This is a genomic window from Actinomycetospora chlora (assembly GCF_039542135.1).
GTDB lineage: Bacteria > Actinomycetota > Actinomycetes > Mycobacteriales > Pseudonocardiaceae > Actinomycetospora > Actinomycetospora chlora.
In genome coordinates this window covers 1-12,259 of record NZ_BAABHO010000091.1, presented here as the reverse complement: position 1 = coordinate 12,259, position 12,259 = coordinate 1, and the positions used below count along the sequence as shown (strand labels likewise).

The 12,259-nt window shown below is 75.3% G+C and carries 13 protein-coding genes and 1 pseudogene; 7 read left to right on the top strand and 7 right to left on the bottom strand.

Annotated features, from left to right (window positions below):
* Positions 1-318 precede the first annotated feature (318 nt).
* Positions 319-489 carry a hypothetical protein gene (locus ABD994_RS30350; RefSeq protein WP_345425137.1) on the bottom strand — a complete coding sequence of 57 codons (171 nt, stop codon included), beginning with the start codon at positions 487-489 and terminating at the stop codon, positions 319-321.
* A gap of 229 nt (positions 490-718) precedes the next feature.
* On the opposite strand from ABD994_RS30350, the gene ABD994_RS30345 reads away from it, so the two are divergent.
* From ABD994_RS30345 to ABD994_RS30330, 4 genes and pseudogenes are all read left to right on the top strand, one after another.
* Positions 719-1,807, top strand: coding sequence for a sulfite oxidase (locus ABD994_RS30345; protein WP_345425134.1), 1,089 nt, complete (start codon positions 719-721; stop codon positions 1,805-1,807).
* Positions 1,808-1,855: 48 nt separating this feature from the next.
* A complete protein-coding gene (locus ABD994_RS30340) occupies positions 1,856-2,038 on the top strand; it encodes a hypothetical protein (RefSeq protein ID WP_345425131.1) in 183 nt (60 codons plus the stop codon).
* Positions 2,039-2,075: 37 nt separating this feature from the next.
* Positions 2,076-2,359, top strand: a pseudogene (locus ABD994_RS30335) (YidH family protein).
* A complete protein-coding gene (locus ABD994_RS30330) occupies positions 2,356-2,676 on the top strand; it encodes a DUF202 domain-containing protein (RefSeq protein ID WP_345425128.1) in 321 nt (106 codons plus the stop codon). The pseudogene ABD994_RS30335 and the gene ABD994_RS30330 overlap by 4 nt, the downstream one beginning before the upstream one ends.
* Here ABD994_RS30330 and ABD994_RS30325 read toward each other — a convergent pair.
* Positions 2,648-3,556 (bottom strand): DMT family transporter, encoded by a 909-nt coding sequence (locus ABD994_RS30325; protein ID WP_345425125.1) that lies wholly within the window; start codon positions 3,554-3,556, stop codon positions 2,648-2,650. The two genes, ABD994_RS30330 and ABD994_RS30325, sit on opposite strands and share 29 nt — an antisense overlap.
* 47 nt (positions 3,557-3,603) lie before the next feature.
* Complete coding sequence (locus tag ABD994_RS30320; protein ID WP_345425121.1) at positions 3,604-4,848, bottom strand: acyl-CoA dehydrogenase family protein; 1,245 nt, start codon at positions 4,846-4,848, stop codon at positions 3,604-3,606.
* Between the two features lie 220 nt (positions 4,849-5,068).
* Between ABD994_RS30320 and ABD994_RS30315 the strand changes: the two genes are divergently transcribed.
* The 3 genes from ABD994_RS30315 to ABD994_RS30305 all read left to right on the top strand — a co-directional run bounded on the left by ABD994_RS30315 (position 5,069) and on the right by ABD994_RS30305 (position 7,937).
* A complete protein-coding gene (locus ABD994_RS30315; RefSeq protein WP_345425118.1) occupies positions 5,069-6,031 on the top strand; it encodes an MSCRAMM family protein in 963 nt (320 codons plus the stop codon).
* On the top strand, positions 6,028-6,864 hold the full coding sequence (locus tag ABD994_RS30310) for a YceI family protein (protein ID WP_345425115.1): 837 nt from the start codon (positions 6,028-6,030) through the stop codon (positions 6,862-6,864). The genes ABD994_RS30315 and ABD994_RS30310 overlap by 4 nt, the downstream gene beginning before the upstream one ends.
* 182 nt (positions 6,865-7,046) lie before the next feature.
* Entirely contained in the window at positions 7,047-7,937 is an 891-nt protein-coding gene (locus ABD994_RS30305) for an endonuclease domain-containing protein (protein WP_345425112.1), read from the top strand.
* Between the two features lie 92 nt (positions 7,938-8,029).
* Here ABD994_RS30305 and ABD994_RS30300 read toward each other — a convergent pair whose 3' ends face one another.
* The 4 genes from ABD994_RS30300 to ABD994_RS30285 form a co-directional block, all read right to left on the bottom strand.
* Positions 8,030-10,057 carry an MFS transporter gene (locus ABD994_RS30300; RefSeq protein WP_345425140.1) on the bottom strand — a complete coding sequence of 676 codons (2,028 nt, stop codon included), beginning with the start codon at positions 10,055-10,057 and terminating at the stop codon, positions 8,030-8,032.
* Between the two features lie 124 nt (positions 10,058-10,181).
* Positions 10,182-10,808 carry a hypothetical protein gene (locus ABD994_RS30295; protein ID WP_345425109.1) on the bottom strand — a complete coding sequence of 209 codons (627 nt, stop codon included), beginning with the start codon at positions 10,806-10,808 and terminating at the stop codon, positions 10,182-10,184.
* Positions 10,809-10,907: 99 nt separating this feature from the next.
* On the bottom strand, positions 10,908-11,315 hold the full coding sequence (pcaC, locus tag ABD994_RS30290) for a 4-carboxymuconolactone decarboxylase (protein ID WP_345425106.1): 408 nt from the start codon (positions 11,313-11,315) through the stop codon (positions 10,908-10,910).
* Positions 11,312-12,217 (bottom strand): lyase family protein, encoded by a 906-nt coding sequence (locus ABD994_RS30285; protein ID WP_345425103.1) that lies wholly within the window; start codon positions 12,215-12,217, stop codon positions 11,312-11,314. The genes pcaC and ABD994_RS30285 overlap by 4 nt, the downstream gene beginning before the upstream one ends.
* Between the last annotated feature and the right edge of the window lie 42 nt (positions 12,218-12,259).

Genomic DNA, 12,259 nt, shown 5'->3' with positions numbered 1-12,259 from the left:
CCCGGTGGCCGGGCACCCGACGGCGGTCCCGGCCACGGGCCGGGGCCGGGCGGCTGACCGGGGACCTGGCCCGGTGCCGCAGCGGGTGGCGGCGCGCCGCGGCGCGGGCCACCGGACCCGGGAGCGTCGTCCGGGTCCGGACCGGGCGCGGAGTGGCGCCCACGGCCGGGCCCGGGCGTCGTGCCCGGGGGTCCGGGTTGCTCGCTCATCGCTGCCCTCGCTGACCTCGCCGACCGGCCCCGCCGCGGCCGGAGCCGGGCCCCACCCTGCCCCACGGCCTCCGGGCGCCGGGCCGGCCCCCCGGGTCGGGCCGGCCGGTCAGTCGCCGGAGCGCCGGTGCCGGCCGCCGGTGCCGCGCAGCATGACCGGGCGGGCGAGGCGCTCGTCGGCCCCGCCCGGCACCTCCTCGCGGAACGCACGCCTGGAGGACCCGCGGTCGGCACGACCGAGCGCGCGGCGGACTTCCTCGTAGATCGGCGTCTGCGTCATGCGCGGCACCCTACGACTCCGCCGGTCCGGCCCGACGGGGACTCCGACCTCGTCCGGAGAGGGTTTCACCCCGCCGCTGAGCTGGGCACACGCCGTTCACAGAGCCGTAACCCCGATCATCAGCGAGGTGGTCGCGGGGGCCCGTCACCGGCCCGCGACCGAGGTCCACCCGGTCGGATCAACCGGCCGCCAACGCCCTTCACCCCCCGTCGCCGACCCCGGGAGCGCCGTGACCACCCAGCCGGTCGAGATGACCGTCCACTCGGCACAGCCGTACAACGCGGAGCCGCCGCGGGCGGCGCTCGCGAACCGCGACCTGACCCCCCTCGACGCCTTCTACCACCGCAACCACGCCGTGGAGACGCCCCGGCTCGACCCCGCGACGTGGGCGCTGCGCGTCGACGGGCGCGTCGAGCGGCCGGCCACGTTCTCCCTCGGCGAGCTGCGCCAGCGGTTCGCCGAGCACAGCGAGGTCGTGACGCTGCAGTGCGCGGGCAACCGGCGCGCCGGTCTCCTCGAGGTGGCCGAGCTGCCCGGCGAGACCCCCTGGGGCCCCGGCGCCACGGGCACCGCCCGCTGGCGCGGGGTGCGCCTCGCCGACGTCCTGCGCGACGTCGGCGTCGACCCCGCCGCCACCGACGTCGCCTTCACCGGCGCGGACCGGCCGGAGGAGACCGAGGGCGCTCCCTACGAGGTCTCGGTGCCGCTCGAGAAGGCGCTGGCCCCCGAGGTGCTGCTGGCGTGGTCGATGAACGACGAGCCGCTGCCGGCCGCGCACGGCGCACCGGTGCGCGTCGTCGTGCCCGGTTGGATCGGCGCCCGCAGCGTCAAGTGGCTCGAGGGCGTCACCGTGGCGGACGGGCCGTCGCAGGGGCACTACCAGGCTGTCGCGTACCGCCTGCTGCCCGCCGACGCCGCCCCCGCCCGCGGCCGCGGGGTCGCGCTGGGCCCCATCGCGGTCAACGCCGACGTGCTCGCGCCCGCCGACGGCGCCGAGGTCCCGGCCGGCCGGGTGCCGGTCACCGGCTACGCACTCGCCGGCGGCGACCGCACCGTCGTCCGCGTCGACGTCTCCACCGACGGCGGCGCGACGTGGGCCGAGGCCGATCTCGAGCCGCAGGCGAGCCGGTGGAGCTGGCGGCACTGGCAAGCCGAGCTCGACCTCCCGCCGGGCACGACGCGGGTGGTCGTGCGGGCCTGGGACTCCGCCGCGGGCGTCCAGCCGGCCGACCCCGCCGAGCTGTGGAACCCCAAGGGCTACGTCAACAACTCGTGGGCGCACGTGACGCTGCACGCGATCGGCGACGCCGACGGGTGACGCCGCGGCCACGGGGCATCCGCCGGGGTTCGAGACGAGGAGGTCTCCATGAGCACCGGTTCCGGCCGCCGCCCGTCGATCGGCGTCTACATCGGCATCCTGCTGGGGGTGCTGGTGATCCTGGCCGTCGTCCTGTTCCTGCTCGCGCAGGGCACCGCGGCGCCGAGCAGCCCCCAGACCACCGGCTCCCTCGGCCCGCTGGTGGTGACGCTCGCGCCCACCCTGTGCTGAGCCCTGTCACGATGCGCGGGACGGCGGAGGGAGTTCAGTGGACCAGGACGGCAGCTCGGAGACCGAGGAGCGCGAGCCGGACTACCGCTTCACGCTCGCCAACGAGCGCACCTTCCTCGCCTGGCTGCGGACGTCGCTGTCGCTGCTCGCCGCGGGGTCGCGGTGGTGCAGCTGCTGCCGGAGTTCGCCGTGCCCGGCGCGACCGCGATCCGCCGGAGCCGCCCGCTGCCCGCGCAGCGGCTGCCGTGGGTGCTGGCCGCGGGCCTCGTCGCGCTCGCCCTGTTCGGCCTGGTGCTCGTCGCGCTGCGGGCGTCGGCGTGAGCTCGCCGTCGGACGCCGGCCTGCAGGCCGAGCGCACGGGCCTCGCGTGGAGCCGGACGTCGCTGGGCGTGGGCGCCAACGCGGTGCTGCTCGCGGTCCGCGAGGTCACCCACGAGCGTTCGGTCCCGTCCCTGGTGCTGGCGGCGGCGGCCGCCGTGCTCGCCGTCGCGGTCGCCCTCTACGGCCGGGCGCGCACGCGCCGGATCAGCCGGTCCCCCCTGCCCTCGCCGCTGGCCGCCGACCGCGCCGTCCCGCTGCTCGGGGGCGCGGTCGCGCTGCTCGCGCTGCTCACCGGGGCGGTGCTGACGCTGCGGTGACCGCGGGCTCGTGCGGGGCGGGCGGCGGACCCGAGCGGATCAGCGTCACCAGCCCGACCACCGCGACCACGGCGCTCACCCCGGCCAGCACGGCGCCCGACACCCCGAGGGCGAACCGCTCGCCGAGCACGACGATGCCGATCGCCATCGCGGCGCACTGGTCGAGCGTGATCTGCGTCGAGAGCCCGGCGTCGAGCCCGCCGTCACGGTAGGCGGTCTGCAGCAGCAGGATCGACGCCACGGGCAGGATCACCACGGCCGCGAGCACGGCCGCGATCAGCCACGCCGACCGCCCGTCCTGGACGAGGCGGAAGGTCAGCCGCACCAGCCCCGACGTCGAGCCCGCGCACAGGCCCGACACCGCGGCCCGGACCACCGCCCGCGGCATCGCCGGCGCCCGCCCGCTGGCCAGCGTCACCAGGGCGGCGACGAGCAGGACCGTGACGATCGTCCCCAGCACCAGCCCGGCGTTCGGCGGGACCGTGCTGGGCTGGTGCTCCGCGAGCACGAACAGCCCGGCCAGCCCGACGACGAGCACGACCGCCCCGACCCACTCCGACCGGTGGATGCGGCGGCGCTCCAGCCGGGCGTCGAGGGGCAGCGCGAGGATCAGCGAGGTCACGCCGATGGGCTGCACCAGCGTGATCGGGCCGAAGCCGAGGGCGACCACGTGGATCATCGCGCCGACCACCATCGCCGCGACGCCGCCCCACCACCACGGCCGGCGCAACAGGGCACCGAAGAAGGGCAGCCCGGAGTCGTGGTGGTCGGGGCCGTCGGCGGTGCGGGAGGTCTCGCGCCGCTGCAGCGCCGCGGACAGGGCGTAGGCCAGCGCGGAGCAGCAGGCGAGGACGACCGCGACGGTCGCGGAGGCGGTCACGGCGTGCGCGCGGGGAGGGCAGGCACGGGCAGGGGACTACCCCGGCCTCAGCGCACGAACGCGCTGTGACCGGTGATCTTCTTGCCGACGATCAGGGTGTTCATCTCCCGGGTGCCCTCGAAGGAGTACAGCGCCTCGGCGTCGGCGAAGTAGCGCGCGACACCGTTGCCCAGGATGACCCCGTTGCCGCCGACCAGCTGCCGCGCCCAGGCGACGGTCTCGCGCATCCGGCTCGCGCAGAACTCCTTGGCCAGGGCCGAGTGCGCGTCCGAGCCGCGGCCCGCGTCGAGCAGCTGCGCGTTCCGCACGGCCATGCCCAGCGACGCCGTGACGTTGCCCAGCATCTGGACCAGCAGCTCCTGCATGAGCTGGAAGCCCGCGATCGGGCGGCCGAACTGCTCGCGCTGCTGGGCGTAGGACAGCGCGAGCTCGTAGGCCGCCATCTGCGTGCCGACCGAGCCCCACGAGGCGTTGCCGCGCGTGAGGCGCAGGACGCCGCCGGCGTCGGCGAACGTGCCGGTGCCGCCGGAGAGGCGGTTCTCGTCGGGCACCCGCACGTCGCGCAGGGCGATGTCCGCGTTCTGCACGATGCGCAGCGCGGTCTTGCCCTCGATCTTCGCCATCGTCATGCCCTCGGCGTCGGCCGGGACCACGAAGCCGCGGACGTCGTCCGACTCGAGGTCCTTGGCCCAGACGACGATGACGTCGGCGATCGTGGCGTTGCCGATCCAGCGCTTGTCGCCGTTGAGCACCCACTCGTCCCCGTCGCGGTGCGCGGTGGTCTCCATGCCGCCCGCGACGTCGGACCCGCCGTGGGGCTCGGTGAGCCCGAACGCCCCGATCGTCTCCATCCGCGCCATCGACGGCAGCCAGCGCTGCCGCTGCTCCTCGGTGCCCCCGGCGTGGATCGAGCCCATCGCCAGCCCGCTGTGCACGCCGAAGAAGCTGTTCACCGACGGGTCGACCCGGGCGATCTCGGCGTGCATGAACCCGAGGAACAGCCGCCGCGCGGGCTCGGCCGGCGTCCCGGACAGCCCGTAGGGCAGCCCGGCGAGGTCCAGCGCGGCGAAGCCCTTGACCAGCTGCATCGGGAACTCGGCGCGCTCCCACGCCCCCTCGACCACCGGGGCGACGTCCTCGGCGAGGTAGCCCCGCAGCCGCCGGAGCGTCGCGGTCTCGTCGTCGGTGAGCAGGTCGGCGTAGTCGTAGAAGTCCGCCAGGGCCGCACGCTCCACCGCGAGGTCGAGCTGGGGCTGCGGGAGGGCCGGGAAGTCGGCCGGGAGCTCGGGCATGTCCCCAGCCTGGCCCGGGGCGGCGGGCCCCGCCATCCGATCACGGTGGGCCGCGCCGAGATGATGCTTGTACTATCCAAGCAAATGGTCCGTGCGTCCGGGCGGGAATCCACCGTCCGGGCGAGGGCCGGTGCGCGGGCGGCCCTGGGGCGCCCGGAGGACGATGGGGACGGGACCCACGAGCTCGAGGCCCCGCGACGCGTCAGAGAGGTGGACGTCGGTGGACGGACAGGAACCGATCATGATCTTCGGTCGGGTGACACGGGGTGACGGCGCGCCGGTCCCCGGCGCGGCGCTGACGCTGTGCGACCTCTCCGGGGACCAGCTCGACCGCGCCGCTGCCGACGAGGGCGGGCACTACCAGCTCGTGCCGCCGACCGGCGGGACGTACCTCGTCATCTGCGCCTCGTCGACCCACCAGCCGCAGGCTTCGCTGGTCGCGGTCGCCGACCGCCCGCTGCGCCACGACGTCGGGCTCACCGGCGGCGGCGCCACGCTCGGTGGCACCGTCGGGGTGCAGCACGGCGCCGGGACCAACGGCTCCGGCACGGGTGTCAGCGGCTGGGGCGACGTCGTGCTCACCCTCACCGACGTGCGCGGCACCGTCGTCGCCGTGACCCGCTCGGGTGACGACGGCACCTACCGCTTCGCCGACCTCACCGAGGGCACCTACACGCTCACGGCCGCCGCGGCGCGCCTCGCGCCGGTCGCCGAGACCGTCCGCGTGCCGGCCGAGGGGCACGTCACCCACGACGTGGCGCTGGCCACCCGCACCCAGCTCACGGGCACCGTCCGCTCCGCGGGTGCCGGGCGCCCGGTGGCCGAGGCGCTGGCCACGCTGGTCAGCGAGGACGGCCACGTCGTCGGCTCCCGCGTCACCGGCGACGACGGCTCCTTCCGCTTCGACGACATTGCCCATGGCGTCTACACGATCACCGCCAGCGGCTACGCCCCGGTGGCCTCGGAGATCGAGATCGGCCCCGGGCACCCGTCCGAGGTCGTGCTGAGCCTGGTGCCGCCGGCCGTCGACGGGGCCCAGGCCCCGCCGCGCGCCGACGTGCCGCGCGGCGACGACGGCGCCGCGGTCGCCGGCAACGGCCACGTCGCGAACGGCGCCAACGGTGGCCGGCACCTCAGCGCCGAGGACGCCAGCGAGAGCCCCTCGGGCGGCGAGCGCTGGTGAGCGCGGGCTCGCCGTCGACGGCGCCGTCCCTCCCGCGGGGCGGCGGCTGGGTACGCGGCGCCGCGGTGACCAGCGACGGGTGGCCGGTGCCGTTCGCGGTGGTCACGGTGATCGACGCGTCCGGCACCCAGATCGGGGGCACGACCGTCGCCGGCGACGGCACGTTCGCGATCGAGGGCCTGCCCGACGGGCCGGCGACGGTGATCACCTCGGCGGTCGGGCACACGCCCTCGGCGCGGCCGCTCGCGGGGCCCGGCGACCTCGGCCGCGTCGTCCTCACCCGCACCGGGGCGCTGAGCCTGCCCGCCCCGGGGCGCTGGGAGATCGACCCGGTGCACTCGCGCATCGCCGCGTCGGCGTTCCACCTGGGCATCACCAAGGTGCACGGTCGCCTGCGCACCTTCACCGGCGCCGTCGAGATGGGCCACGACCTCGCGAGCACGCGCGTCACGGCGTGCATCGACCCGGCCAGCGTCGACACCGACGACGAGACCCGCGACGGCCACCTGCGCGCCGCGGACTTCCTCGACGTCCTCGCGTTCCCGCGCATCGACTTCACCTCGACCGCGATCACCGGCCACACGCCCGACCACTGGACGATGACCGGCGACCTCGAGCTCAAGGGCGTGCGCAACACCGTCGACCTCGACGTCGTCTACCACGGTGCGGGCCCCGATCTCTGGGGCGGCGAGCGCGCGGGCTTCAGCGCGACGACCCAGCTCTCCCGCGACGACTTCGACATCCGCTGGAACCAGTCCGTGATCGCGGGCATCTTCGCGGTCGGCCGGACCCTGCGCATCGAGATCGACATCGAGGCCGTCCGCGCATCCTGAGCCTGCACGCCGGCGCGCCGCCGCCCCCGGGCGGTCGCGCCGGGCGGCCGCGCCGGCCCCGATCTGGCGGTTACTGGCTGGTATCGCTCGCTGAGCGAGCGATACCAGCCAGTAACCCGTCGGCGGGACGCCAGCCCGCGATGACGTGGAGCCGCGAGCACGGGAGCTGCGTCGAACCCCGTGTGAAGCTCCTCGACATCTTCCGCACCCAGGACGGGCTCGTTCGTCACGACCAGGCCCTCGAGATCGGCATGTCGCCGGCCACCATCGGGCGTCGCGTCGGCGCCGGCGAGTGGCTGGAGGTCCATCCACGCGTCTACCGCGAGGCGAGCCACGTCCCGTCGTCCCGCTCGACGCTCCGCGCGGCCGCGCTCTGGGCGGGAGACGGCGCCACCCTGATCGGCGAGGCCGGCGCGTCGTGGTGGAACATCACCGACCGCGTGCCCGAGACGGTCGCGCTCGCGGTCGGGCCGCACGGCGGACACTCACCCCCACGCGGTGTCCGGACGGTCCGGCGTGCGGTCGAGGCGCGGGTCAAGGTCGACGGCGTCTGGGTGGAGCAACGGTCGGCCACCGCACTCGAGGCGGCGACGTCGCTCGGGTTGGTGGAGGGCGCTCGGCTACTGGACCGCGCGCTCCAGCAGCAACGCGTCGGACTCGCCGGGATCCGCGCGACCCTGGAACACATGGGGCAGCGCCACGGTGTGGTCCTCGCCCGGCGCCTGGTCGAGCTCGCCGAGGGTGGTGCCCGGTCCGAGGCGGAACGCGATGCCCTCCGCTCGCTCACCCGTGCGGGCCTTCGCGGGTGGACGCCGAACCTCGCCGTCGACCTTCCCGGGTTCGGCCGCGTCGTCATCGACATCGCGTTCCCCGCGCACCGGATCGCGATCGAGGTCGACGGCTGGGCCTTCCACCGCGACGTCGACCGCTTCCGCCGCGACGGTCTGCGGCAGAACGAGGTCGTCATCGGCGGTTGGCGGGTGATCCGCGTGACCTGGTACGACCTCCAGGAGACGCCCGGGTACCTCGCCGACGCCGTGCGCCGGGCGATCGCCGCGGGGCTCGCGGCCTGATCGCGCTGCGACGCCGGTTACTGGCTGGTATCGCTCGCTCAGCGAGCGATACCAGCCAGTAACACCCCGAGAACGCGCGCAGAGGGCCGCGCTCAACGCGGCAGGGCCGCCCGCTCCCGCAGGACGACGTCCACCTGCACCGGTGAGCCGTTGACCGTCACGCGCGTGACGGCCGGGGCCGCCGTCCCGCGACCCCGGGGCGTGGCGATCACGAGGTAGTCGCCCGAGCGGCCGTCGGCGCTGAGGGTGAAGCGGCCCGCGTCGTCGGTCTCGGCGCGGTCGGCCTCGTGTCCGCTGCCGTCGACGAGTGTGAGCACGGCCGTCGCCGGCGCCTCGTCCGGCGCGAGGATGCGGCCCGCCACGGCGACGGGACGCCCGGTCGCGGGAGCCGTAGCGGGAGCCGGTGCCGGTTCCTCCTGCCCCAGCGCCTCCCCCACCGCCTCGGCCTCGGACACCGACGGCTTGGCGGTGTCGAACAGCGACGCGATCGCGGCGACGAGACAGCACACCGCCGCGAACCCGAGGGCCAGGAACAGGCCGTCCGCGAAGGGCCCGGAGATCAGCTGGGGGAAGAAGCTGCGGCCGGTGAGGAAGCCCGCCTGCTGCGGCCCCACCTGCGCGAGGACCTGCGGCCCGAGCAGCGTCTCGATCGGGTTGTAGCCCAGCAACGCGGCGAACAGCGTGCTCACCGGCGGCAGCCCGGAGATCCGGCCGGCGACGTCGGCGGGCACGCCCTGCCCGGTGAGGCCGGTGAACAGCGCCGAGGGCAGCGTGGAGGCCAGCCCCAGGATCAGCATCGAGAAGAAGATGCCGATCGACAGGACCGTCGCGCCGTTCATGAACGTCGCCGTCATGCCCGCGGCCGCACCGCGCTGGCGGGCCGGCACGCTGTTCATGATCGACGCACGGTTGGGCGACGAGAAGAGCCCCATGGCCAGGCCGTTGACCGCGAGCAGGATCGCGAACAGCACGTACGGGAAGTCGACGGGCAGGAAGCCCATGAGCAGGAAGCTCGCAGCGGCGACGAGCATGCCGCCGGCCGCGTACCAGCGGGCGCCGTGGCGGTCGGAGAGGAAGCCCGAGACCGGTCCGGCGATGAGGAAGCCGATGGTCAGCGGGACCATGTAGATGCCGGCCCACAGCGGCGTGGACTCGTAGTCGTAGCCGTGGCGCGGCAGCCAGATGCCCTGCAGCCAGATGATCAGGATGAACTGGAGGCCGCCGCGGCCGAGCGCGGAGAGCAGGTTGGCGATGTTCCCGGCGGTGAACGACCGGATGCCGAACAGCGACAGGTGGAACATCGGGTGCGCGATGCGGCGCTCGATCACCAGGAAGACCGCCAGCACGACGACGCCGCCGATGAGGCAGACCAGCACCGTCGGGCTGGTCCAGCCCATGACGTGCCCGCCGTAGGGCTGGATGCCGTAGGTGATGCCCATGAGCACCGCGACCAGGCCGACGGCGAAGGTGATGTTGCCCCACCAGTCGATGCGGCCCTCCTGCCGGTCGCTGGTCTCCTTCAGCCTGGACCAGGCCCAGATCGTGCCGAAGACGCCGAACGGCACCGAGACGACGAAGACGAGGTGCCAGGCCAGGGGGGCCAGCACGCCGCCGATGATCAGGCCGAGGAACGACCCGGCGATCGCGGCGATCGAGTTGATGCCCAGGGCCAGCCCTCGCTGGGAGGCGGGGAAGGCGTCGGTGAGGATCGCGGTCGAGTTCGCCAGCAGCAGCGCGCCGCCGATGCCCTGCAGCACGCGCATCACGATCAGCCAGATCGCGCCGGCGTCGCCCTGCAGCCACGTGACGGCGAGCAGGATCGAGAACAGCGTGAAGACCGCGAAGCCCAGCGTGTACATCCGCGTGCGGCCGAACATGTCCCCGACGCGGCCGAAGGTCACGACGAGCACGGCCGTCACGACCAGGTAGCCCATGATCAGCCACAGCAGGTAGCTGATGTTCTCGGGCTGCAGCGGGTCGAGCGCGATGCCGCGGAAGATGTCCGGCAGCGCGATCAACAGGATCGACATGTTGATCGTCACGATCAGCACGCCGAGCGTCGTGTTGGTCAGCGCGATCCACTTGTACCGCGGGCCCAGGTGGGCCACGGCCGGCGCCACCGCCGGCCCGCCCGTCGGGGCCCCCACGCTGCTGGTCACGTCGCCTCCGCGTCCGCCGACAGTTGGTTAGGGCAACTATCGTAAGCCGACGCGTCGAGAGCCGTGGTGTGACGTCCTCGGCGGCCTACGAGCCGGCCTGCGGCACGAGCACCGGCAGCGCCCGCAGGGCGAGGTCGACGAGCACCGGCTGGGCCTGGTCGACGGGCACGGGGCGGTCCGGGGTGAGCGTGAAGCTCGCCGTGACGCGGCCGTAGACCACGACCAGGACCGGGCCCTCGGGGTCCGGGTAGTAGATCGCCTCGGCCGCGCCGAACGGCACCGGCTGTGCGGGCACCCCCGAGCTGGCCTGGGCGTCACGGTTCACCCGCGACTGGGCCGCGGCCGCCTCCGGGGTGGTGTAGCCGCTGGTCAGCACCTTGAGCACCAGGGTGTTGGGCGGGGGCGCGCCCGGCCCGCCCTGCGAGGTGTAGTTGCAGGTCACGCGCTCGAGGCGCCCGACCGACGGGGCCGGGACGTCGCGCAGCGCCGCGACCCGCACGCTGCCCAGCGGCATGCCGAGGTAGTTGGGCACCTGGTCCGAGGCGAGCACCTGGTCGCACTCGGTGGGCAGGATGCTGTTGCGCGGGGGCGGGGCACTGGTCACGGGCGCGGCGCCCGGCCCGGGGAACGTCGGCACCGGCGGCGTCGCCAGCGACGACCCGGACGAGCAGGCGCCGACGAGCAGGGCCAGCCCCGCGAGCGCAGCCGCCACCAGCGCGCGCCGTCGCGTTCCCGCCGCCGACCCCATCGCCCCCGCCCGTCGTCCCTCGTCGCCCGCGACCGTACCGACCCCGCACCGTAGCGGCGCGCGTCAGCCCTCCCCGGGACCCTCGCCGAGCTCGGCGAGGACGCGCTGCGCCACCGCGAACGCCCGGTTGGCCGCCGGCACCCCGGCGTACACGCCGACCTGCAGCAGCACCTCCTGGATCTCCTCGGTGGTCAGCCCGTTGCGCCGCGCGGCCCGCAGGTGCATGCCGAGCTCGCCCTCGTGGTGCAGCGCCGCGAGCACGGACAGCGTCACGATGCTGCGCTCCCGCCGCCCGAGCCCGGGCCGCGTCCAGATGCCGCCCCAGGCGTAGCGGGTGATGAAGTCCTGGAAGTCCGCCGTGACGTCGTCGGTCGCCGCGACGGCGCGGTCGACGTGCTCGTCACCCAGGACGGCGCGGCGCACCTCCTCGCCGTCCGGGTCCCACTGCTGCGTCGAGGGGTGGGGGCTCACGGGCGCTTCCTCTCTCGGGACTCCAGGAGGTCGTCGACGAGCGCGGTCGCCTCACCGACGGCACCGGACGGGTCGAGCAGGGCCCGCACCTCGTCGGGGTCGCCGAGGGCCTCGGTGAGGACGTCGGCGAACGGGCGGCGCTCGTCCTGGGCGCGGGCGGCGGCGTCGGTGACCAGGTCCTTCGCCGCGGCGTGGCCGAGCCGCGCCCGTAGGCCCGTCGTGGCCTGCTCGGCGAGCAGCAGCCCGCCGGTGACGTCGAGGGCGGCCGCGACCCGCTCGGGGTCGACGACCAGGTGGCCCAGCGCGTCGGCCAGCCAGGACGCGCCCGACCCGACGGTGCGCAGCAGCTCCGACAGCGGGCGCCACTCGGCGTGCCACGGGCCGGCGGCGCGCTCGTGCTCGTGCAGCGACGCGGCGGTGAGCACGGAGGCGACGAGGCCGGGCGCCGCGACGGCGGCGGCGCGGGCGGAGACGGCGGCCACGGGGTTGCGCTTGTGCGGCAGGGTCGACGAGCCGCCGCGCCCGGGGACGTCCTCGCGCACCTCGCCGACCTCGGTCTGGGCCAGCAGCACGAGGTCGGTCGCCACCGACCCGACGGCGGCGCCGGCGCGGCCGAGCAGGCCGGCGAGCTCGGCGACGCGGCCGCGCTCGGTGTGCCAGGCGAGCACGGGCTCGGCGAGGTCGAGGCGGCGGGCGAGCGCCGCGAGGACGGTGCGGCCGTGACCGTCGAAGGCGGCGAGGTTGCCGACCGCGCCGCCGAGCTGGACGGCCGGGCGCCACGCGTCGAGGGCGTCGGCGGCGGCGTCGAGGCCCGCGCACCAGCCCGCGGCCCGCAGACCGGCCGTGATCGGGGCGGCCTGCTGGAGCAGGGTGCGGCCGGCCGCGGGACGGTCGCGGTGCACGGCGACGGCGGAAGTCGGAGGCCAAGCGGTCTTAGGAAGACA

What these genes read in the sequence shown, in the direction of transcription:
- ABD994_RS30350 (WP_345425137.1), bottom strand. Translation starts at nt 489, where the DNA reads ATGACGCAGACGCCGATCTACGAGGAAGTCCGCCGCGCGCTCGGTCGT.
- ABD994_RS30340 (WP_345425131.1), top strand. Translation starts at nt 1,856, where the DNA reads ATGAGCACCGGTTCCGGCCGCCGCCCGTCGATCGGCGTCTACATCGGC.
- ABD994_RS30320 (WP_345425121.1), bottom strand. Translation starts at nt 4,848, where the DNA reads ATGCCCGAGCTCCCGGCCGACTTCCCGGCCCTCCCGCAGCCCCAGCTC.